The following is a 21,867-nucleotide window of genomic DNA, read 5'->3' on the forward strand; positions in this document are numbered from 1 at the left end:
TCTTAGGTGAGGAGCGGACGGACCGGCACGTCGCCGGGGGGAAGGTCTGCGGGGGTGGGCGGCTGGGTGCCCGGCAGCGAGGCGCCAGCGGACCCGTAGCGGATGCCGCCGCGCACGCGGTCGGCGGGCTCCGCGCCCGCGGCGACGGCGAGCAGGAAGCCGGCCAGCGAGCTGTCCCCCGCTCCCACGGTGCTGCGCACCTGGATCGGGGGCGGCGTGCCGTGCCACGCGCCGTCCGCGGTGACGAGGACCGCGCCCTCACCGCCGAGCGTGACGAAGGCGGCACGGACCTGCCCGGGGACGAGGCGACGCGCCACGGCCAGGACGGCGTCGGCCAGGGGCGCGCCGGGGTCGAGGGCGACGCCGGCGAGCTCGGCGAGCTCGTCCTCGTTGGGCTTGATGAGGTCGGCGCCGCCGTCGGACACGACGGCGTGCAGGGCCGGCCCCGAGGTGTCGACCGCGATCGCCGGCGCGTGGGCACCCCAGCGGTCGCGGACGGCATGGATGACGCGCACGTAGTAGTCGGCGGGCAGTCCCGGCGCCAGCGACCCCGCCAGCACGAGCCAGTCGGCCCCGCCCGAGGTCTCGACCACCGCGTCGGTGAGAGCCTGGGCATCGGCCTCGGTGAGCGCGATACCCGGAAGGTTGAGCTTGGTCGTGACGCCCTCGGGATCGGCGATCGTGATGTTGGCGCGCGCGGGCCCGTGGACGCGGACCGTCCGGACAGGAAGCCGCGCGCCGCGCAGCGCCGCGGCGAACGGGTCGCTCTCGTCGAGCGGGAGCACGGCCACCGTGGGGTGGCCGGCGGCGGCGATCACGCGGGCGACGTTGATGCCCTTGCCCCCGGCGTCCTCCCGGCCGCCGATGGCCGCCTGCACCTCGCCCACGCGCAACGGCTCGCCGAGGCTGATCGTGCGATCGAGCGACGGGTTGGTGGTGACGGTGACGATCATGCGACGAGGACCTCCACATCGGCCTCGTCCAGCGCGCGGGCGAGTTCGCCGTCCGGCGCGGCGTCGGTGATGAGCACGTCGACGGCGGCCAGCGGTGCGAAGGACACGAGCAGCTCGGCGTCGAACTTCTCCGCGTCGGCGACGACGACGATCCGGCGGGCTGCGGCGACGATGGCGCGCTTGACGGCGGCCTCGTCGGGGTCGGGAGTGCTGAGACCGAATGCACCGGAGATGCCGTTCACGCCGACGAAGGCCGTGTCCGGCCGCAGGCGCGAGACGGCCTCGACCGTCTGCGCCCCGACCGCAGCGGCCGTGAGTCCGCGGACGCGCCCGCCGATGGCGGTGAGCCCCAGGTGCGGCACCCCGGCGAGGGTGTGGGCGACGGTCATCGAGTGGGTCACCACTTCGAGAGCTCCGGCGACCCGGCTCTCGCGGGCGAGGATCTGCGCGATCGCCGCGGTTGTCGTGCCGGCGTCGAGGTACACGGCGCCGTCGAGGCCGGAGCCGAGTAGCTCCACGGCGGCCTGCGCGATCGCCTGCTTGGCGCCGCTGCGCACGCCGGCGCGCTCGGCGAACGAGGACTCGACGGTGCTGACGCGGGAGCGGCTGACGGCGCCGCCGTGCACCCGGCGCACGAGTCCGGTGCGCTCGAGGTGCGCGAGGTCGCGGCGCACGGTCTCGGTGGTGACCCCGAAGCGATCGGCGAGGTCGACCACTGCGACACGACCGTCGGCGGCGATGAGCTGCTCGATCTGCTGCTGGCGCTCCGTTGCGTACATGTGGTCCTCCTCGAACAAGCCACACATTACAACACAGTCCCACATATCACAACAGCCAGCACGTCGCCGCCGGGTGGGCCCGCTTCGCGTGCGCCCCGGGCTCGTTTTGTGAATGGTCTACAAGACACTCAGCGCCACCTTGCGTGAGACTTGGTGCCACCGCGCAGAACATCGCCGGCGTCCCCGGCATCGCCCCGACGGGCTGTTAGCGTCGTCACGCTTCACGACACATCCACGGTGCGCAGCGACGCTCACCGGGAGTCCGGTCCCCCGAAGACCGGCGTCGACGGGTCCCCCTGGAGCGTCCTCGCGCCTGCCCTCGGCAGGCCCTCACGATGGAGTCCTCAATGACGAGAACCCCTGCACACGTCCACGGTCTGGGCATGCGCATCACCGTGATCGTGCTCGGCGTGCTGCTGGCCGCCATGACGATCCTGTACTTCACCACCATCGGGAAGATCGCCGACGGCGCGGTGCGCCTGGACGCCGGCGCCAGCCAGGCCGACGACGGCTCCCGTCAGGTCACCGACGGCGCAGCGCGCCTGGCGCGCGGCGCGGGCGACCTGGCCGCGGGAGCGGAAGAGCTCGGCGCGGGCGCCGTCGCGGCGGCGGACGGCGCCTCCGATCTCAGCGCGGGCGCCGGGCGCGCGTCCACGGGGGCCCGGACCCTCGCTGACGGCGCCGCCACGCTCACCGAGGGCGCCGCATCGGCCGCCGCAGGTGCCGGCCGGCTGAGCGCCGGCGCCGGATCGGCGGCCGCCGGGGCCGACCGCCTCGCCGCGGGCGCCGCCTCCGCGGCATCCGGCGCGGTGCGGGTGCGCAGCGGCGCGGCCGACATCGCCGCGGGCGCGGGCAAGGTGTCCGACGGCGCCTCGGCCGCGGCCGCGGGCGCCGCCCGCGTCAGCGGTGGCGCGACCCAGCTCGCGGCGGGAGCGGGCACGCTCTCCGCCGGCGCGGTGCGCGCCGCCGCCGGGGCCGAGAGCCTCGCCGCCGGCGCCGCCGCTGCGGTCGCGGGAGCGGAGACGCTCGCGCAGAAGACCGCAGCGCTCGCCACCGGGGTGGTCGGAGCCGACACCTACGCCCGCGGTGTCTACAGCGGCGCGAGCGACTTCGCCGCCCTGCTGTCGAGCACGGTGACCGCCGACGTGCAGACCCTCGCGGGCTCGCAGACCGCGATCTCCGGCCTCGCCGACGGTGCGGCCGGCAACGCGCAGACCCTTGCGGACGCGCTGGCGGGACTCGCGCAGTCCGACCCCTCGCTCGAGCCGCTCGCACAGCTCGCCGCCGGCCTCGACCAGCAGGTCGATGCGCTGGGCGCACCCGCGAAGAGCGCTCCCGCGCTCGCTCACGGACTCATGCAGGCCTCCGGCGGTGCCGCACAGGTCAAGGCGGGCGTGAGCGCGCTCATCAACGGCGACTCCTCCCGCGGATGGCCCGGGACCGTCGCTCTGGCCGACGCGGACCGCGGCGCTCCCGCACTCGCACAGGGAGCCGCCGACCTGGCCGAGGGCGTGTCCGCGCTGAGCACCGGCGCACGCGCGCTCTCCGACGGCACGAAGGAGCTCTCGGGCGGAGCGGCGGCGCTCGCCGCCGGGACGACCACCCTCGCCGACGGCGCCGGCGACCTCGCGAGCGGGACCCGCAGCCTCGCGGGCGGCGCGGGCGCGCTCGCGGACGGCAGCGATACGCTCGCCGGCGGCGCCGCCTCGCTGGCGGACGGCACCCGCACCCTCTCCGCGGGCGCCGGCAGCCTGGCCTCGGGCACGCGCACGCTGGCCGAAGGCGCGACCTCGCTGAGTGCGGGAACCTCCGCCCTGAGCGCGGGGGCGACGCGTCTCTCGACAGGCGCATCGGAACTGGCAGACGGCACGGTCGCCCTGTCGGAGGGTGCGTCGTCCCTCGCCGACGGCGTCTCCCGCCTCTCCTCCGGCGCAGCCGCCGTGGCCGACGGATCAACCCAGCTGGCAGACGGCTCGGGTGAGCTCGCGACAGGCAGCGCCTCCCTCGCCGACGGCAACGGTCAGATCGCCGCGGGCACCGGGGAGCTCGCCTCGGCGACCACCGGCGCTGCACCGACGCTGATGCCCTGGCTCCTCGGCGTCCTCCTGGCGGCGCTCATCGCCGCCGGTTTCTGGATCGGTCACCGGATCGCACACCGCGGTCGGGTCGCCGCGCTCGCGACGGCGTGATCCGCCCCTAGAGGCAGACCCCCGCAACAGCGAAGGCCCCGACCGTGAGGTCGGGGCCTTCGTCCGGTGGATCGAGGCTCAGGCCTCGCTCATCACCGTCACTTCCTTCTGACCGCGGGCGGCGAGGGCCGCCGCACGGGCTGCGAGACGGCGCGCCTGCTCGGCCTGACCGGCGTCCAGCGTCTCCTGGTCGACCGGGAAGCTCTCGACGCGGTTCACGCCGTTGTACTTCTCGATGTACGCGTCGAGCTCCGGACCGCTCGTCCACGACGTGATGAGGCAGTAGCGCGGCGAGTCGCCGTAGTGCGTGGCGGCGTGCCACAGGCGCTGCGTGTCGATGATGAGCTGCGCGCCGGCCGGGAGGGCGATGCGCGTCTCCTCGCTCGGATCGGTGCGGTTCTCACGCAGGACGAAGAAGCTGTCCTTGTCGTCGGTGAGGTTGAAGAAGCTGCGGACCACCCAGCCCGTGCCGTCGGGGTTGAGGCGGTTGTTGTCGTCCTGGTGCAGGTTGTACAGGCAGTCGGCGTACGTGTTCGGCTGGAGCTCGATGATGCGGCAGCGGCCGACGTTCGCGCCGGGCTCGAGGGCGCGCTCGGTGAGCGTCGGCGCGATCGCAGTCTGCGAGTCGATCCACACGCCGTCCTTGTCGGTGCGCGGCGGCTTGTGGTTCCAGAAGCCGTTGCACTCGATCTCGCCCTTGGCCGAGGCCAGCGGCGCGAAGCGCGTGTCACCCGAGGACTTCCAGTCGACGTACTCGACGTCGAGCCACTCCTTGGGGTCGATCTGCTTGTTGTAGCGGTCGAGGACGACGTATCCCGTCTCCTCCAGAGCAGCGCTCTTGATGTAACCCATGACGAATCATGCCCTTTCCGCGGACCAGCGAAGTTTTTACAGGTCCGACTTAGGCAAGCCTACAGAGGCGATCTGAGCGGCCGATTAGACTCGTCGGGGGTTCCGAGGAGCGATACGGAGAACATGAGCACTGCCACGAATGTCGATGCGACCGCCGTCAACACGATCGGCTGGCTCTCGGCATCCGACACCACCATCGTCGTGCCCGTGTACCAGCGCCAGTACCGGTGGGACATCGGCGGGTGCGAGCAGCTGCTGGGCGACATCCGCGCCGTCGCCGACACCGACGACGGGCACACCCACTTCATCGGCTCCATCCTCTCCACGGCCTCGACCGCCGATGCCGAGGATGCCCATCTCGTGCTCATCGACGGTCAGCAGCGCATCACGACCCTGATGCTGCTGGTCGCCGCCCTGCACCACACCCTGGCCGCCTCCGACCCGGAGCTCGCGGCGGAGCTCGCCCGCGTGCTCGTGCGCGCCGACGACCCGGCCCGCACGAAGCTCCGGCCGCACCGCGCCTGGGCGGACGTGTTCGAGAGCGTGGTGCTCGACCGGCGGTCGGCGGGTGACGAGACCCGCGAGTCGCGGTTCGACGACAACTACGCGTTCTTCCGCAGTCAGATCCGCCCCGACGAGGCCGCGCACATCTGGCGGGGTCTGCAGAAGCTCGAGCACGTCTCGATCACGCTCGGCGGCGAGGCGAACGCGCAGCAGATCTTCGAGAGCCTGAACTCCACGGGCGAGCCGCTGCGCGACCACGAGCTCATCCACAACTACGTGCTGATGGGGCTCTCGCACGCCGAGCAGACCGAGATCGAGAACGAGTACTGGCTGCCGATCGAGCAGAACACCGGCGAGCAGATCGGCTCGTTCTGGCGGCACTACCTCGTGATGCTGACAGGTCGGGAGGTGACCGTCGTCGGGGAGCGGGGCGTCTACGACGCCTTCCGGCACGAGTTCCCCCGGCTCGGGATCGAGACGCTGCGCGCGCACGCCGCGCAGTGGCGCGAGCTGTCGGAGATCTACCGCACGCTGCTGGACCCGGCGCGCACGCCCGACCCCGCGATCGGCCGGCAGATCGCCTACCTCAACACCTTCGGCCGCGGCATGTATCCCCTCGTCATGCGCCTGTACCGCGATCACCTGCACGGGGCGCTGGGCGTCGACGAGCTCATCGCCTCCCTCGAGCACCTGCAGTCCCTCCTCCTGCGCCGCAAGGTGGTGGGCCTGCCCAACGACCGCCTCGTCGCACGCCTGTGCCGCGCTGCCGACGAGGGGCGTGACGCGCTCGTCCTGGCCATCGCCCGCATCACCCCGTCGGACGAGCGCGCGCGAGTGGGCCTGAAGTACGGCGACCTCCCCCACGCGTCCTACGTGCTCGGGCGCCTCGCGGGGGTGGATGCGCACGACGGCCTCGATCTCGAGCACGTCGTGCCGCTCGCTCCCGGCGACGACTGGAGCGGCGACGGAGTCCGCCGCTGGGCGGAGTACTCCGACGACGAGCAGAACGCCCACCGCGCGCTCGCACAGACGCTCGGCAACCTCACGCTGCTGGAGGCCGAACTGGCGGACCGCGCCTTCGACGCCCCGTTCCCCGCGAAGCGGCCGATCTACGCCGAGAGCGCCATCGTCCCCACCCGGGAGCTGGCCGACGCCCAGGCCTGGGGAACGGCGGACATCGCCGCACGCACCGAGCGGCTCACGGCACGGTTCGTCGAGGTGTGGGAGCGCCCCGCCGTCGTGGGCATCGACGACGACAACCTCACCCCCATCCTCGACGCCAAGAAGCGGCGCGGCTGGCCGAGAGGATGGCAGCGCGAGTTCGACTACGTCGAGTTCCGCGGCGAGCACTGGGAGGTCAAGGACGTCCGCTACCTCTTCAACCGCGTGTTCAAGCGCCTGTGGGCAGACTCGCGCCAGAGCGTGATCGACTTCAGCGCACGCCGCGGCGGGCCGCTGTATCCCGCGATGGCGTGGAACGGGCAGTGGGACGAGATCGCCGAGGGCCAGTACCTCTACATGGGCTGGGACTCGAAGTACATGATGACCGCCGTGCAGGGCGTGCTCGACGAAGCCGGCTGGGCATCCGAGGTGTTCCTCAAGTACTCCTACATCGGCGACGCGATGTCCTGACGCTCGCGCCGCGAAACGCCGGGTCCCCGAGGGGCACCGACCGCAATGCAAAACCCCCGCCTGAGCGGGGGTTTTCCTTGCTGGGGTACCTGGACTCGAACCAAGAACAACTGAACCAGAATCAGCCGTGTTGCCAATTACACCATACCCCAAGGGCTTTACGACCGGAGTCGCACCGAGGATCGAGTCTACCTGACGCGGAGGGCCTCTCCAAACCAGCCGGGCTCCGGGCGTGGCGCGCCTGCCCGCGCCGCGGACTCAGGCGAGTCGCTCGCGCAGGGCGTCCAGGCGGCGGAGGGATTCGGCACGACCGAGGAGCTCCATCGACTCGAACAGCGGCGGCGACACCCGCCGGCCGCTGACCGCGACACGGAGCGGACCGTAGGCGACGCGCGGCTTCAATCCCAGGCCGTCGATCAGGGCGGCCGACAGCGCGTCCTGCACGGAGGCCGCCGTGAACGACTCCTCCGGCAGCGCCTCGAGTGCGGCGACCGAGGCCGTGAGCACCTCGCCGGCGTTCGCGGGGAGGCTCTTGAGCGCGTCCTCGTCGTACACGACCTCATCGCGGAAGAGGAAGCCGAGGAGCCCCGGGGCCTCCCCCAGCAGCTGCATGCGCTCCTGCACGAGCGGCGCGGCGGCATCCAGGATCTGCTGCTGCTGCGCCGTCGGCGGCTCGGAAACCAGCCCGGCGGCGGCGAGGTACGGCACCAGACGGGCGGCGAAGTCGCCGGGCTCGAGCATCCGGATGTGGTCGCCGTTGATCGACTCGGCCTTCTTCTGGTCGAAGCGGGCCGGGTTCGGGTTGACGTCGGCGATGTCGAAGGCGGCGATGAACTCGTCGAGCGAGAACACGTCGCGGTCGGCCGCGATCGACCAGCCGAGAAGGGCGAGGTAGTTCAGCAGTCCCTCGTGGATGAAGCCCTTCTCGCGCTGCAGGAAGAGATCGGCCTGCGGGTCGCGCTTGGAGAGCTTCTTGTTGCCGGTCTCGCCGAGCACGAGCGGCATGTGGCCGAAGCGCGGCACGAACGGCGTGACGCCGGCGTCGATGAGCGCCGCGTAGAGGGCGAGCTGGCGCGCGGTGGACGGCATCAGGTCCTCGCCGCGGATGACGTGCGTGATGCCCATGAGGGCGTCGTCGACCGGGTTGGTGAAGGTGTACAGCGCCTGACCGCCCGCGCGCACGACCACGAAGTCGGGGAACGAGCCGGCGGGGAAGGTCACTTCGCCGCGGATCAGGTCGACATAGGTGAGGTCGTGGTCCGGAACGCGCAGACGCCAGGCAGGCTCGCGTCCCTCCGCGCGGAACGCCGCCTTCTCCTCGTCGGTCAGGTGCCGGTCGTGGTTGTCGTAGCCGAGCTGCGTGGCGCGACCGTTCGCCGTGTTGCGGGCGTCGATCTCCTCGGCGGTCGAGTAGGACTCGTAGACCGCTCCGCTGTCGATCAGGCGCTGCAGCACGTCCGCGTAGATGTCCGAGCGCTGCGACTGCCGGTACGGCCCGTGCGGTCCGCCCTTCTCCACACCCTCGTCCCAGTCGATCTTCAGCCAGGTGAGCGCATCGACCAGCTGGCGATAGCTCTCCTCGCTGTCCCGCGCGGCGTCGGTGTCCTCCACGCGGAAGATCAGCTTGCCGCCCGTGTGGCGGGCGTACGCCCAATTGTAGAGCGCCGTGCGGACCATGCCGACGTGCGGCAGACCCGTCGGCGACGGGCAGAACCGGACGCGGACGTCGGTTCCGGAGGCGGTGGTGGTGCGGGGATCGATCGCGGCAGACATCCTGCCCAGTCTAGTTCGCGGCGGCGGTCGACTTCGTGGCGGCGGCCGTCTCCTTCGTGGCGGCGGCCGTCGACTCGGCGACGGCGCGCTCGAGCATCGCGAGCACAGCGGCCACGGCAGGGATCCGCTCGGCGCCGCGCGCGGTCACCAGGTGGATGGCCCGCTCCTCCCCGCGCGGCAGGCGGCGGGTGACCACCCCCGGCAGCACGGGGAACGATGCGACGCCCAGCGACGGGAGCATCGCCACCCCGATCCCCTGGGCGACCAGGCCCTCCACCGCCACGACGTTGTCGGTCTCGAAACCGATGCGCGGGGTGAACCCGGCGCGCTCGCAGAGCTCCAGGAGGTGGCCGCGGCACCGCGGACATCCCGCGATCCAGTTCTCGTCGGCCAGAGCGGCCGCATCGACGACCGCTCCCCCGGCGGCGGGGTGACCGGCGGGGAGCACGACGAGCAGATCGTCCCGCCCCACCCGGCGGACGGCGAGACCGCGGGCGCTCTCGCGATGGGGGTCGGCGCGGTCGCCGGGGTAGGCGAAGGTGAGCGCGATGTCCGCGCGGTCCTCGCGGACGGCGGCGACCGCCTCGGGCGGCTCGGCCTCGACATAGGTGACCGTGATCCCGGGCTCGGCCTCCGCGATCCGCGCGAGCACCCGGGGCAGGATCGTCGGCGTGGCGGACGGGAACCCGACCAGCCGCACCGTTGCGGCGCGCAGGCCGCGCAGCGCGGCGAGCTCCCCCGCGGCCGCATCGAGCGCGGTCGTCACCGCCGGCGCGTGGCGGGCGAGGACGCGGCCCGCCTGCGTCAGGCGCACGCGCCTGCCGACCCGCTCCACGATCGGGAGCCCGAGGCGGGCCTCGAGGCGGCGCACCTGCTGGCTGATGGCGGGCTGGCTGTATCCGAGGAGCTTCGCTGCGCCTGTCAGCGACCCCGCGTCGGCCACCGCCTTGGCGATGCGCACTGCGTGGATGTCGAAGTCGGCTGCGTCGTCGGTCACCGAGACACATAACCATTCCTCATGTGAATGATGCAATACCTGCCGTAGACGAATGAGTGCTCGCCCGCGAAAGTGGATGCCATGCCCGCCACCCTGCTCGGCACCACCCCGTCCGCCTCGGCCGCCCTTCGCGCCGAGTTCACCGACGGCGCGGGCTATCTGGCTGCGTGCACCGCGGGACTGCCCATGGTCTCGACCCGGGCGGCGGTCGCCGCCGACCTCGTCCGGTGGCCCGACCTCGGGAGGTACACGCGCGCCGCCGAGGCGAGCCGGTCGTACGCGGCGCGGCTGCTCGGAGTGGCGGCGGAACGCGTCGCGATCGGATCGCAGACCTCGGTCATGGCCGGCCTGCTCGCCGCGTCGCTCCCCGACGGGGCCGAGGTGCTCTGCGCGGCCGACGAGTTCTCCTCGATCGTGCTGCCGTTCATGCACGCCGGCCGAGGGATCACCGTGCGCACCGCCCCGCTGTCCGACCTGGCGGACGCCGTCGGGCCGAAGACGGATCTGGTCGTCTTCTCGCTCGTGCAGTCCGCCTGCGGGACCGTCGCCGACGGAGCGGCGATCGCCGCCGCGGCCCGGGCGCACGGTGCGCGCACGCTCTGCGACGTCACGCAGGCCGCGGGATGGATGCCGGTGGCCGGCGAGCTCTTCGACGCCGTCGTCTGCCACGCCTACAAGTGGCTCTGCGCCCCGCGCGGCGTGGCGTTCCTCGCGATCTCGGCGGAGTACGCACAGACCGTCCGGCCGATCCACGCGGGCTGGTATGCAGGCCATGACCCGTGGGCATCGTGCTACGGCGGAAACGCTGTGCTCGCGGAGGACGCGCGGCGCTTCGACGTGTCCCCCGCGTGGCAGGCGTTCCTCGGTGCGGAGCCCGCACTCCGGGCCTTCGCCGACGCGCACATGCCGGCGATCGCGTCGCACACGACGGCCCTCGCCGCCGCCTTCCGTGAGCGCTGCGACCGTCCCGCCGCGCCGTCGGCCCGCCCGAGCGCGATCGTGAGCTGGCCGGACGCCGACGGAGACGATCTCGCGCGACTGACGGCCGCCGGGATCGCGGCCTCGGGCCGAAACGGCCGTGCCCGCCTCGCCTTCCACATCTTCAACGACGAGGACGACGTCGATCGCGCGGCCCGCGCTCTCGGCCGCTGACGGCCGGTCAGCGCCGGGCGAACGGCGACAGCACCGTCACCGCGACGACGATCGCGAGCGCCGTCAGCGCCAGGCCGCCGTAGCCGATCCAGCTCAGCACCACGCCGGCGAGCACCGCGCCCGCAGCGGCGCTGAGCGTCATGATCGTGTCGCTGAGCCCCTGGCGGCGAGGTCGGCGCGCCGTCTCGGTGCTCTCGGTGAGCAGGGCCGCGCCGGCGACCGTCGCCGCGCTCCAGCCGAGGCCGAGGAGGAGCAGCGCCACGAGCACGGCCCACTGATCCTCCGGCGACACGGCCGCGACGACGAGCGCGGCGGCGAGGAGCGCCTGACCGAGCAGGATCACCCGGATGCGCCCGGTCCGGTCGGCGAGGAAGCCGAACACCGGAGAGAGGCCGTACATGCCGAAGACGTGGAGCGCGATGGTGACCCCGACGACGAGCGTCACCTCTCCGGGGGCGAGATGGGCGAGGTGCACCGGGGTCATGGCCATGACGGAGGCCATCACCACGTGCGAGCCCGTCACCGCGAAAACGGCGTACCGGGCGACGCGCGGGCGGTCGACGTCGATCAGGGTCCCCGCCGCCGCTCCGCCGCCCCGCGCCACCCGCTGCGCCGTGAGGAGCGGGTCGGGCCGGAGCGCGACGACGTAGAGCACGAACGCGCACAGCTGCGCCACGATCGAGAACGCGTACGCACCCGTCAGCGGAGGCATCCCGATCGCCTGCCCGACCGCCTCTCCGGGGGTCAGGAGCAACGGGCCGACCACGCCTCCGACCGTGGTCGCCCACACGACCGTGCCGAGGTCGCGCGCCCGCCGCGTGGTCGGGGCGAGGTCGGTCGCGGCGAAGCGCGACTGCAGGTTGCCCGCGTTGCCGGCGCCGATGAGGATCACGCCGAGCAGCAGCAGCGGGAACACGCGCGCCGCGGCGGCGGCGATGACCACCGCGATTCCGACGAGCGCGAACAGGTTCCCGAGGGTGAGGGCGCGACGGCGGCCGGTGCGTGCCGCCAGACGCGCGAGCGGGATCGCGCACAGCGCGGCGCCGAGCGTCACCGAGGCGGTCGCGAGTCCCGACAGCGAGGCCTGCCCCGAGATGTCCGCGGCCAGGAGCGCACCGAGGGACACCGTGGCGCCGAAGGCGATGCCGCCGAGCACCTGTCCGGCCGCGAGCACGCGGACCGTCCGGCGCTGGATGGCGGCGACGTCGTCGGGCGAGAGCGCGACGAGCTCGTCGGTCCGCGCCTCAGGCATCGCGCGCAGTGTTGCGCAGCACGCCGATGCCCGTGATCTCGACCTCGACGGTGTCGCCGGCGACGAACGGCCCGATGCCGGCGGGTGTGCCGGTGAGGATCACGTCGCCCGGAAGGAGCGTGAAGGCCGCCGACGCGTAGGCGACGATGTCGGCGACGGAGTGGACCATGTCGCTGATCGGGCCGTCCTGACGCACCTCGCCGTTGACGCGCGAGACGATCCTCGCCCCGCCGTCGAGGTCGAACTCGGTCTCGATGACCGGGCCGAGCGGGCAGAACGTGTCGAAGCCCTTCGCCCGCGACCACTGCCCGTCGGAGCGCTGCAGGTCGCGCGCGGTGACGTCGTTGGCCACCGTGTAGCCGAAGACGTACTCGTCGGCCTTCTCCGCGGAAACGTCCTTCGCGACCCGGCCGATGACGACGGCGAGCTCTCCCTCGAAGTCGGTGCGCTCGGACTGGCGGGGACGCACGATGACATCGCCCGGCCCGATCACGGACGTGTTGGGCTTGAGGAACAGCAGCGGCTCGGCCGGTGCCTCGCCCCCCATCTCCGCGGCGTGGTCGCGATAGTTCTTGCCTACGCAGACGACCTTGGAGCGAGGGATCACGGGGGCAAGCAGCACGGCGTCGGCGAGCGGCACCCGCTCTCCCGTCGTGTCGAACCCGGCGAACAGCGGATCACCGGCGAGCACCACGAGGTCCGCGCCGTCGACGATCCCGAAGCGGATGACCTCGTCGTGACGGAAGCGCGCGACCTTCATCGGGCGGACTCGGCGTCGTCGAGGCGGAGGAGCCAGCCGTGCGTGTCCTCTGCCCGGCCGTACTGGATGTCGGTGAGGTGCTGACGCAGCTCCAGCGCGAGCGAGCCCACGGGCTGCGTGTCCTCGAAGCCCTGGGCCTTCAGCGTCCCGATCGGGGCGACGACGGCGGCGGTGCCGCACGCGAAGACCTCGACGATGTCGCCGGAGGCGACGCCGTCGCGCCACTCCTGCAGCGACACGCTCCGCTGCTCCACGGTGTGCCCGCGGTCACGCGCCAGCTGCAGGAGAGAGTCGCGGGTGATCCCCTCGAGGATCGAGTCCGACTGCGGGGTGACGATGGTGCCGTCCTTGTAGACGAACACGATGTTCATGCCGCCGAGCTCCTCGACGTTGCCGTCCTGATCGAGGAAGACCACCTGGTCGCAGCCCTGCTCGTACGCCTGGGCCTGCGGCAGGAGGCTGGCCGCGTAGTTGCCGCCGGTCTTGGCGGCTCCCGTACCGCCCTTGCCGGCGCGCGAGTAGTCCTCGCTCAGCCAGATCGACACCGGCTTGGCGCCGCCCTTGAAGTACGCGGCGACGGGGCTGGCGATGAGGTAGTAGGCGACCTTGGCGGCCGGTCGCACGCCGAGGAAGGCCTCTTTGGCGAACATGAACGGACGCAGGTAGAGGCTCTGGTCCGCGCCGGAGGGCACCCAGTCGCCGTCGACGGCGATGAGCTCGCGGATCGACTGGATGAAGTACTCGACCGGAAGCTCCGGAAGGGCCAGCCGGCGCGCGCTGCGCTGGAGTCGGGCGCCGTTCTGGTCGGGCCGGAAGGTGTGGATCGAGCCGTCGGCGTGACGATAGGCCTTGATGCCCTCGAAGATCTCCTGGCCGTAGTGGAGCACGGCGGCTGCCGGGTCGAGCGAGATCGGGCCGTACGGCTGCACGCGCGGCCGGTGCCAGCCGCCTCGCGCCGACCAGCAGATGTCGACCATGTGGTCGGTGAAGGTCGTGCCGAAGACCGGATCGCGCAGGAGCTCCTCGCGCTCGGCGGCCGACTTGGCGGCGAGGTTGCGGGTGACGGCGAACGCCAGCGGGGCGGTCGTGGTCTCGGGGTCGATGAGGGTCATGATCTGTCCTGTTCCATGCGCGGCGTCGACGGATGCGGGGCGCGACTCCAGGTTACGCCTGGAGTCGTGCGACGATCGCGTCGCCGATCTGCGCGGTCGTGCGGGCGGTGGCGCCCCGCGCGGCGATGTCCTCCTCGACCGCGCGGGTGACGCGCCGGGCCTGGTCGCCGAGCCCGAGGTGATCGAGCAGCAGCGCCGTGGAGAGGATGGCCGCCGTGGGGTCGGCCTTCTGCTGGCCTGCGATGTCCGGCGCCGAGCCGTGCACGGGCTCGAACATCGAGGGGAACGCGCCGTCGGGGTTGATGTTCCCCGATGCGGCGAGACCGATGCCTCCGGTGACGGCGCCGGCCAAGTCGGTGAGGATGTCGCCGAAGAGGTTGTCGGTGACGATCACGTCGAAGCGGCCCGGGTTCGTGACCAGGAAGATCGTCGCCGCGTCGACGTGCAGATAGTCTACGGCGACGTCGGGGTGCTCCGATGCCACGGCATCGACGATCCGCTTCCACATCCCGCCCGCATGGACGAGGACGTTGGTCTTGTGCACGAGGGTGAGCCTGCCGCGGCGGCGCTGCGCCTGGGAGAAGGCGAACCGGACGACGCGCTCGATGCCGTAGGCGGTGTTGACGCTCGTCTCGTTGGCGACCTCGTGAGGGGTGCCGGTGCGGATCGAGCCGCCGTTGCCGACGTACGGGCCCTCGGTGCCCTCTCGCACCACCACGAAGTCGATGTCGCCCGGGGCGCTCAGCGGCCCGGGGACACCCGGGTACAGCTTCGACGGCCGCAGGTTGACGTAGTGGTCCAGCGCGAAGCGGAGCTTCAGCAGGAGACCGCGCTCGATGTTCGCGTGCGCGAGACGCGGGTCGCCCGGCACCCCGCCGACCGCGCCGAGCAGGATCGCATCGTGACCCGCGATGGCCGCCAGGTCTTCGTCGGTCAGCGTGTCGCCGGTCTCGAGGTAGCGAGCGGCGCCGAGCGAGAACCGTGTCTTCTCGAAGGCGATCCCCGCCGTGGCCGTGACGGCATCGAGCACCTTCTCCGCCTCGGCGATGACCTCGGGGCCGATCCCGTCGCCCGGGATCACGGCCAGGCGGTAGGTCCGATCGGTGGTCGCGCGCGACATTGCTCTCCTCGTGCTGGGCGATCCCGCCGGGAGGCGCTCAGTGCAGGGCCGGCGCGGTGCGGGTGCCTCCCAGCGTAGTGGCCGCGATCACCGCCGCGACGCCGACGAGCACGGCCCCGATCACGGCGGTGATGCCGACGCCCGCGTCGAAGGCGTGCGCCGCGGCGAGACGCAGCGCCTCGCCGGTGGCCGGATCGAGCGTCGCCGAGGCGGCCACGGCGCCCGCGAGGGTCTCGCGGGCCGCGGCGGCCGCCGCCGCGTCCACGCCGGCGGGGATCACGATGCCCGCACGGTAGGCGGCCGTCAGGATCCCGCCGAGGACAGCGGTGCCGAGCACGGCGCCGAGCTCATAGGCCGTCTCGGACACCGCGCTGGCGGCGCCCGCCTTGGCGGGCGGTGCGCTCGCGAGGATGAGGTCGTTGGAGACGGTCTCCGCCGCACCGATGCCGACGCCGAGGAGGGTGAAGGCGCCGACGAGCATCCCCAGCGCGCCGTCGCCCACGGCGATCGGCACCAGCAGGTAGGCGGTGACGGAGAATCCCAGCGCCACCGGCACCACGATCCGCGGCGCGGCACGGCGGGCGACCGGCACGACGAGCAGCCCGGCCACGATCATCGCCAGCATCCCGGGCACGAGCGCGAGGCCCGCCTGCATCGGCGCGAGTCCCACGATCAGCTGCAGGTGCTGGGCGACGAAGTAGAGAAAGCCCACGAGTGCGATCACGCTGAGGAGGTTCACCAGCAGCGCACCGCTGAAGGTCCCCCGCGCGAAGAGGCGCATGTCGAGCATCGGCGCCGGAGCGGCGAGCTGACGCCGGACGAACAGCACGCCGAACGCCGCTCCGAGCGCGGTGAGCCCCACCGGCAGCCAGCCCGGCCCGTGCACCGCGAGCTCCTTGATCGCGTAGACGACCGGGACCATCGTCAGCATCGAGTAGGCGATGCTCAGCGGATCGATGCGGCCCGGGTCGGGGTCGCGGCTCTCGGGGACGAGGATCGGCGCGAGGATCAGCAGCGGCACGAGCACGGGCACCGACATCAGGAAGACCGAGCCCCAGGCGAAGTGCTCGAGCAGGATCCCGCCGACGATCGGCCCGAGGGCGGCGCCGGCGGAGAACATCGACGCCCAGACGGCGATCGCGAGGCGCCGCTGGTCGCGGTGGGTGAAGATGCTGCGCAGCAGCGAGAGCGTCGACGGCATGAGCATCGCGCCGAACACGCCCATCCCCGCCCGGGCGGCGATCAGCAGCGCGGCCGACGGCGCGAACGCGGCGAGGACCGAGACCGCCGCGAAGCCGACCGCCCCGATGAGGAGCATCCGTCGCCGGCCGAACCGGTCGCCGAGCGTGCCCATGGTGACCAGCAGCCCGGCGAGCACGAGGGGGTACGCGTCGATGATCCACAGCTGCTGGGTGCTCGTGGGGGCCAGATCGAGGGCGATGTCGGGCAGGGCGAAGCTCAGCACGGTGTTGTCGACCGAGACGAGCAGCACGGGGAGCATGAGGACGACCAGGGCCGCCCAGCCGCGCCAGCCGACCCGTCGTCCCGCCGCGTCGGCCAGGGTGATCTCTTCTGTCAGTGTCATTTTCTATACCGTCCAGCCGGTATAGTATCAGGTCACGTCCTGTCGCGTCGATACGATCGGAACCATGAGCCGCCCGCCCCGCGCCCGAGAGAGCGTCCTCGACGCCTTCGAGGCGCTCCTCATCGCCGAGGGCGAGCGCGCGGCCACGATGGATGCCACCGCGCGCGCCGCCGGAGTCTCCAAGGGCGGTCTCCTCTATCACTACGCCTCGAAGGAGGCACTGGAGTCCGCGCTGCTGGAGCGCATGGAGGCGCTCGTCCGCGACGACGTCGAGGAGATGCGGGCCGATCCCGCGGGCCTCGTCGCGGCGTTCGTGCGGACGTCGGTGATGAACGACTCCCCCGTCGACCGCGCGCTCATCGCCGGGTCGAAGCTGGCGCAGGGCGGCAGCGTCGACGCCGCCCACGCGCTCCGGCGCGTCCGCCAGCAGTGGGAGGACGCGCTGCGGCCGCACACCCGCGACGAGACCGCGCTCCAGCTCGTGCTGCTCGTCAGCGACGGCCTCTACTTCAACAACAGCCTCGACCAGGGCGCGGTCCCCGGCCCGGTCCCCCAGGGCGCCGACATGGACGCCCTCATCGCACTCGTCGAACGCGCGACACGCGCCTGACGCACGCGCCGGCGGCACGCCGGCGGGGGTCAGGACTCGGTGATCTCGATCTGCCGGAAGAGGTCGGCGTGGATCGCCGAGCGCACCTCGTCGAGGAGCTCGTCGGCCACGGGCGAGTCGACCGTGAGCACCGAGAGCGCCTGGCCGCCCGCCTGCGTGCGCGCGATCTGCATCCCCGCGATGTTGATGCCCGCCTCGCCGAACTTCTGGCCGTACACGGCCACGATGCCCGGGCGATCGGTGTAGAGCATCACGATGTGATGCTTCTCGATCGGCAGCTCGAGCGCGTAGCCGTTGATGCCGACGAGCTTCTCGGTCTGCTTCGTGCCCGTCAGCGTGCCCGAAACCGACAGCTGCGACCCGTCGGAGAGCGCACCGCGCAGCGTGATGACGTTGCGGTACTCCTCGGACTGGTCGTCGACGAGCAGGCGCGCCTCGATGCCGCGCTGCTCGGCGAGCAGCGGCGCGTTGACGTACGAGACCGTCTCGCTGACGACGTTCGTGAAGACGCCCTTGAGCGCGGCGAGCTTGAGCACCTTCACGTCGTACTGGCTGAGCTCGCCGTGCACCTCGACGTCGAGGCTGGTGAGGGGCGAGTGCGCGAGCGCGGAGAAGATCTGGCCGAGCTTCTCGACGAGCGGGATGCCCGGGCGCACGTAGGGGTCGATGATGCCGCCGGCGACGTTCACCGCGTCGGGCACGAGCTCTCCGCCCAGGGCGAGTCGCACCGACTTGGCGACCGAGACGCCGGCCTTCTCCTGCGCCTCATCGGTCGAGGCGCCCAGGTGCGGGGTGACGAGCACGTTCGGGAGTTCCAGCAGCGGGAAGGCCGGCCCGTCCTGCGCCGGCGGCTCCGAGCTGAAGACGTCGAGGCCGGCGCCGGCGATCTCACCGGTCGTCAGGGCGGCGTGCAGCGCGACCTCGTCGATGAGGCCGCCGCGGGCGACGTTGACCACGTACGCCGACGGCTTCATGCGACGGAACTGGTCGGTGGAGATCATCCCGGTGGTCTCGGGTGTCTTGGGCATGTGGATCGTGACGAAGTCGCTCTGCTCGAGGAGCTCGTCGAGGGTGAGCAGCTGCACGCCGAGCTGCTGGGCGCGTGCGCTTGTGACATAGGGGTCGTACGCGACGACGTTCATGCCGAAGGCCTGGAGGCGGGCGGCGATCAGCGCGCCGATCCGGCCGAGGCCGATGATGCCGAGCGTCTTCTCGAACAGCTCGACGCCGGTGTAGGCGCTGCGCTTCCACTGTCCGGCCGACAGCGACGCGTGCGCCGCGGGGATGCGGCGGGCAAGGCCGAGGATGTGCGCGACGGTGAGCTCGGCCGCCGAGATGATGTTCGACGTCGGGGCGTTCACCACCATGACACCGGCGGTGGTCGCGGCCTTGATGTCGACGTTGTCGAGGCCGACGCCCGCGCGGGCGATGACCTTCAGCACCGGAGCGGCCGCGATGGCTTCGGCGTCCATCTTCGTCGCCGAGCGGATGAGCACCGCGTGCGCGTCGGCCAGCGCCGGAAGGAGCGCTGCGCGGTCTGCACCGTCGACGTGGCGGATCTCGAAGTCCGGGCCGAGGGCGTCGATCGTGGCGGGTGAGAGTTCTTCGGCGATGAGCACGACGGGCTTGGACACGCTGGGCAACCTTCAGGGGCGTCGCGGGAGCGAGGAGCGGTGATGGAATGCCTCGCCGCACACCGTCGGGGCGTGGCCTGACCAGCCTAGCGCTCGCGGCGGGGGGCCACCGACCGCATGACGTCAGCTTCCGAGGAGCGTTCCCCCGCTGGACAGCGCATAGGCCACCACGTTGAGCCAGAAGACGGCCACGAGCGCGATCCCGGCGAGCAGCAGCAGGGCGAACTCCCCCACTCGGCGCCGCATCCCCAGCGCCAGCGCACCGGCGAAGACGAGGATCGGGAACACGGCGGCGAACAACAGGAGTCCCCACCCCAGCCCGTTGAGGCCGAGCGGTCCCGACGCCTGCTGGACCAGGAAGGAGACCGCGTTCCACACCGCGTAGGCGTAGAACAGGCCGAAGGCCCCCGCGACGGTGGCGACGAGCCACGTCGGCATCGCTCGGGAGGCAGAAGCGGAGGAGGCGCTCATTGTCCGACCACTCCGATCATGATGAACGGCCAGGGCACGAGGAGCACCGCGCCGGCGGCGAGCCACGCGAACCGGTGCCACGTCGGACGACCCCGCGTGAGCAGGAGGGTCGTCGAGAACCAGAGGAACGGAGCGAGCACGGCGAGCCAGAAGGCGGGTACGTAGGCGACGGGGCTCACCAGCAGGGCCGGAGCGATGACCTGGAGGCGCAGGCCGCCGATGATCCAGCCGATCGTGTAGAGCAGGTACACCCCGCCCAGGATGCCGAGGGCGACCAGCGCGACGTTCCCGATCTGCGCCGCGTCGGCCTGGGCGTCGTCGGCGGCGGCCTCTTCGGGTCGGACGACCTCGCTGCTCCCCCGGCCCACGGCGGTGTAGCCGTCGGGGAGCACCGGGGCGGCGGGGTCGGGTGCGACGCGCTCCGGCGCGCGCCGGGCGGTTCCCACGTCGAGCGTCGGGTCCTCGTCGCCCTCCCAGGAGAGGGCATCGTCGTCGCGGCTCACGCCTTCAGCGTACCGGGCGTGTCCGCGGCCGCGACGGCTGCCGCAGCGGCACGCACCGCGGCGCCGACCACCGCGAGATCGGTGATGTCGTGACCGTCGGCTCCGCCTCCGGGCCCGGACGGCGCACCTGCCCCGCCCACCGCGCGCGCCGAGAGGTGCACCGCGTCGACGCCGCACGCGACGAGAGCGCCGATGTCGGCGGGGCGCACGCCGCCACCGGCCATGATCTCGATCCCGTCCGACGCGGCGACCAGTGAGGCGAGCGCCGCCACGCCGTCGACCGAGCGCGCGGCACCGCCGGAGGTGAGAACGCGGTCCACGCCGGCCCCGCGGAGGTCGCTCAGCACGGCCAGCGGATCATCTGCCGCATCGATCGCCCGATGGAAGACGAGCGCGGCCTCGCCGGCCGCCTCGCGCCAGCGTGCCAGCGCGGACGCATCGGCGCGCCCTCCCGGCGTGAGCGCCCCGACGACCACGCCGCCCGCCCCGCGGGAGACGCACGCGCGGATGTCGGCGGCGACCAGTCCGATCTCCTCGTCCGAGTACACGAAGCCGCCGCCGCGCGGTCGCACGAGGACGTTCACCGCCGCGGGGTCCACCGCCTCCAGCACCGCCTCGAGGAGTCCGAGCGACGGGGTGAGACCCCCGACGGCCAGCGCCTGGCAGAGCTCCAGCCGGGTGGCACCGGACGCCAGGGCGCCGCGCGCCCCGGCCACGTCCTGAACGGCGATCTCGACGGCGACGGAGCGGCTCATGCTCCCACGATAGTGAAGGCGAAGAGCCCGACCCCTCGTAGGGGCCGGGCTCTCCTGGCTTGCGTGAAGCCGGCTCGGCGGGTGCGCCGAGTGCCTGATGCGCGCCGTCGTCGCGACGCGCCGTCCGTCAGCGGGCGGCCGAGCCCTCGACGTAGTCGGCGTCCTGCTGCTTCCACGCGAACAGCGCGCGCAGCTCCTTGCCGACCGCCTCGATCGGGTGCGCGGCGCCCTTGGCGCGGAGCTCCTGGAACTCGGGCGCCCCGGCGTCCTGGTCGGAGATGAAGCGCTCCGCGAAGGCCCCCGACTGGATGTCGGCCAGCACGCCCTGCATGTTCTCCTTGACGTGGGGATCGATCACGCGGGGACCCGACACGTAGTCGCCGTACTCGGCGGTGTCGGACACCGACCAGCGCTGCTTGGCGATGCCGCCCTCCCACATGAGGTCGACGATGAGCTTGAGCTCGTGCAGCACCTCGAAGTAGGCGATCTGCGGCTGGTAGCCCGCCTCGGTGAGGGTCTCGAAGCCGTACTGGACCAGCTGCGAGACGCCGCCGCACAGCACCGCCTGCTCGCCGAACAGATCGGTCTCGGTCTCCTCCGTGAAGGTGGTCTTGATGACGCCCGCGCGGGTGCCGCCGATCGCCTTCGCGTACGAGAGGGCCGTCTGCCAGGCCGTGCCCGACGCGTCCTTCTCGACGGCGATGATGTCGGGGATGCCGCGGCCGGCGACGAACTCGCGGCGCACGGTGTGGCCGGGAGCCTTGGGCGCGACGAGGATCACGTCGACGCCGTCGGGGGTCTCGATGTAGCCGAAGCGGACGTTGAAGCCGTGCGCGAAGGCGAGGGTCTTGCCGGCGGTGAGGTTCGGCGCGATGCTCTCGCTGAAGATCCCCCGCTGGTGCTGATCGGGCGCGAGGATCATGATGAGGTCGGCCCACTGGGTCGCGTCGGCGACGGACTTGACCTCGAAGCCCTCCTCCTGCGCCTTCGGCGCGGACTTCGAGCCCTCCTTCAGGGCGATGGCGACCTCGACACCGGAGTCGCGGAGGTTCAGCGCGTGCGCGTGGCCCTGCGAGCCGTAGCCGACGATGGCCACCTTCTTGCCCTGGATGATCGAGAGGTCGGCGTCCGAGTCGTAGAAGATCTCAGCCATGGATTCTTTCTCCTTGATAGGTCGGTCGTTGCGTTTCGTCTCGCTTCGCCCGCTCAACGACCGGTGAGCGCGAAGCGAAAG

General features: G+C 72.2%; 19 protein-coding genes and 1 tRNA gene. 4 read left to right on the forward strand and 16 right to left on the reverse strand.

Translation table 11 applies throughout. The features are described 5' to 3' along the window. Positions 1-2: 2 nt before the first annotated feature. On the reverse strand, positions 3-953 hold the full coding sequence (locus ACPWUT_RS07955; protein WP_425836327.1) for a 1-phosphofructokinase family hexose kinase: 951 nt from the start codon (positions 951-953) through the stop codon (positions 3-5). Then, a complete protein-coding gene (locus ACPWUT_RS07960; protein WP_284527436.1) occupies positions 950-1,732 on the reverse strand; it encodes a DeoR/GlpR family DNA-binding transcription regulator in 783 nt (260 codons plus the stop codon). The genes ACPWUT_RS07955 and ACPWUT_RS07960 overlap by 4 nt, the downstream gene beginning before the upstream one ends. Before the next feature lie 347 nt (positions 1,733-2,079). Between ACPWUT_RS07960 and ACPWUT_RS07965 the strand changes: the two genes are divergently transcribed. Next, positions 2,080-3,921: a hypothetical protein gene (locus tag ACPWUT_RS07965; RefSeq protein WP_425836331.1), complete on the forward strand. Its 1,842-nt coding sequence runs from the start codon at positions 2,080-2,082 to the stop codon at positions 3,919-3,921. A gap of 78 nt (positions 3,922-3,999) precedes the next feature. On the opposite strand, the gene ACPWUT_RS07970 is transcribed toward ACPWUT_RS07965, so the two are convergent. Beyond that, positions 4,000-4,773: a hypothetical protein gene (locus ACPWUT_RS07970; RefSeq protein WP_284527438.1), complete on the reverse strand. Its 774-nt coding sequence runs from the start codon at positions 4,771-4,773 to the stop codon at positions 4,000-4,002. A 123-nt stretch (positions 4,774-4,896) separates the two neighbouring features. Between ACPWUT_RS07970 and ACPWUT_RS07975 the strand changes: the two genes are divergently transcribed. Next, the gene (locus ACPWUT_RS07975; protein WP_425836335.1) at positions 4,897-6,909 is read left to right on the forward strand and encodes a DUF262 domain-containing protein; all 2,013 of its coding nucleotides are present in this window, start codon (positions 4,897-4,899) and stop codon (positions 6,907-6,909) included. An 80-nt stretch (positions 6,910-6,989) separates the two neighbouring features. Here the strand turns inward: ACPWUT_RS07975 and ACPWUT_RS07980 are convergent. The 3 genes from ACPWUT_RS07980 to ACPWUT_RS07990 all read right to left on the reverse strand — a co-directional run bounded on the left by ACPWUT_RS07980 (position 6,990) and on the right by ACPWUT_RS07990 (position 9,679). Beyond that, positions 6,990-7,061, reverse strand: a tRNA-Gln gene (locus ACPWUT_RS07980). A gap of 106 nt (positions 7,062-7,167) precedes the next feature. Further along, complete coding sequence (gene gltX, locus ACPWUT_RS07985) at positions 7,168-8,682, reverse strand: glutamate--tRNA ligase (protein ID WP_425836338.1); 1,515 nt, start codon at positions 8,680-8,682, stop codon at positions 7,168-7,170. A gap of 10 nt (positions 8,683-8,692) precedes the next feature. Continuing rightward, entirely contained in the window at positions 8,693-9,679 is a 987-nt protein-coding gene (locus tag ACPWUT_RS07990; protein ID WP_425836341.1) for a LysR family transcriptional regulator, read from the reverse strand. Positions 9,680-9,760: 81 nt separating this feature from the next. On the opposite strand from ACPWUT_RS07990, the gene ACPWUT_RS07995 reads away from it, so the two are divergent. After that, positions 9,761-10,831, forward strand: a complete 1,071-nt coding sequence (locus tag ACPWUT_RS07995; protein ID WP_425836344.1) for an aminotransferase class V-fold PLP-dependent enzyme — start codon at positions 9,761-9,763, stop codon at positions 10,829-10,831. A gap of 7 nt (positions 10,832-10,838) precedes the next feature. Here the strand turns inward: ACPWUT_RS07995 and ACPWUT_RS08000 are convergent, their stop codons facing one another. From ACPWUT_RS08000 to ACPWUT_RS08020, 5 genes are read right to left on the reverse strand one after another with little or no spacing between them, the layout of a single operon-like run. After that, positions 10,839-12,083, reverse strand: a complete 1,245-nt coding sequence (locus ACPWUT_RS08000) for an MFS transporter (protein WP_284527443.1) — start codon at positions 12,081-12,083, stop codon at positions 10,839-10,841. After that, the gene (locus ACPWUT_RS08005; protein WP_284527444.1) at positions 12,076-12,843 is read right to left on the reverse strand and encodes a fumarylacetoacetate hydrolase family protein; all 768 of its coding nucleotides are present in this window, start codon (positions 12,841-12,843) and stop codon (positions 12,076-12,078) included. Before ACPWUT_RS08005 ends, ACPWUT_RS08000 begins: the two co-directional genes overlap by 8 nt. Continuing rightward, positions 12,840-13,955: a branched-chain amino acid aminotransferase gene (locus tag ACPWUT_RS08010; protein WP_284527445.1), complete on the reverse strand. Its 1,116-nt coding sequence runs from the start codon at positions 13,953-13,955 to the stop codon at positions 12,840-12,842. The genes ACPWUT_RS08005 and ACPWUT_RS08010 overlap by 4 nt, the downstream gene beginning before the upstream one ends. A 52-nt stretch (positions 13,956-14,007) precedes the next feature. After that, entirely contained in the window at positions 14,008-15,075 is a 1,068-nt protein-coding gene (locus tag ACPWUT_RS08015) for a 3-isopropylmalate dehydrogenase (RefSeq protein WP_284527446.1), read from the reverse strand. 37 nt (positions 15,076-15,112) lie between these two features. After that, a complete protein-coding gene (locus tag ACPWUT_RS08020; RefSeq protein ID WP_425836350.1) occupies positions 15,113-16,660 on the reverse strand; it encodes an MFS transporter in 1,548 nt (515 codons plus the stop codon). Positions 16,661-16,724: 64 nt separating this feature from the next. On the opposite strand from ACPWUT_RS08020, the gene ACPWUT_RS08025 reads away from it, so the two are divergent. Further along, positions 16,725-17,270, forward strand: a complete 546-nt coding sequence (locus tag ACPWUT_RS08025) for a TetR/AcrR family transcriptional regulator (protein WP_284527448.1) — start codon at positions 16,725-16,727, stop codon at positions 17,268-17,270. A 29-nt stretch (positions 17,271-17,299) separates the two neighbouring features. Here ACPWUT_RS08025 and serA read toward each other — a convergent pair whose 3' ends face one another. The 5 genes from serA to ilvC form a co-directional block, all read right to left on the reverse strand. Next, positions 17,300-18,904 (reverse strand): phosphoglycerate dehydrogenase, encoded by a 1,605-nt coding sequence (serA, locus tag ACPWUT_RS08030; protein ID WP_284527449.1) that lies wholly within the window; start codon positions 18,902-18,904, stop codon positions 17,300-17,302. A gap of 123 nt (positions 18,905-19,027) precedes the next feature. Further along, positions 19,028-19,375, reverse strand: coding sequence for a bacitracin resistance protein (locus tag ACPWUT_RS08035; protein WP_425836355.1), 348 nt, complete (start codon positions 19,373-19,375; stop codon positions 19,028-19,030). Continuing rightward, a complete protein-coding gene (locus ACPWUT_RS08040) occupies positions 19,372-19,878 on the reverse strand; it encodes a DNA polymerase III subunit gamma/tau (RefSeq protein WP_425836358.1) in 507 nt (168 codons plus the stop codon). Before ACPWUT_RS08040 ends, ACPWUT_RS08035 begins: the two co-directional genes overlap by 4 nt. Next, the gene (locus tag ACPWUT_RS08045; protein ID WP_425836361.1) at positions 19,875-20,633 is read right to left on the reverse strand and encodes a copper homeostasis protein CutC; all 759 of its coding nucleotides are present in this window, start codon (positions 20,631-20,633) and stop codon (positions 19,875-19,877) included. Before ACPWUT_RS08045 ends, ACPWUT_RS08040 begins: the two co-directional genes overlap by 4 nt. A 127-nt stretch (positions 20,634-20,760) precedes the next feature. Further along, positions 20,761-21,786 (reverse strand): ketol-acid reductoisomerase, encoded by a 1,026-nt coding sequence (gene ilvC / locus ACPWUT_RS08050; RefSeq protein ID WP_284527453.1) that lies wholly within the window; start codon positions 21,784-21,786, stop codon positions 20,761-20,763. Positions 21,787-21,867: the final 81 nt, after the last annotated feature.

This window comes from Microbacterium sp. PA5 (assembly GCF_049860775.1).
Classification (GTDB): Bacteria; Actinomycetota; Actinomycetes; order Actinomycetales; family Microbacteriaceae; genus Microbacterium.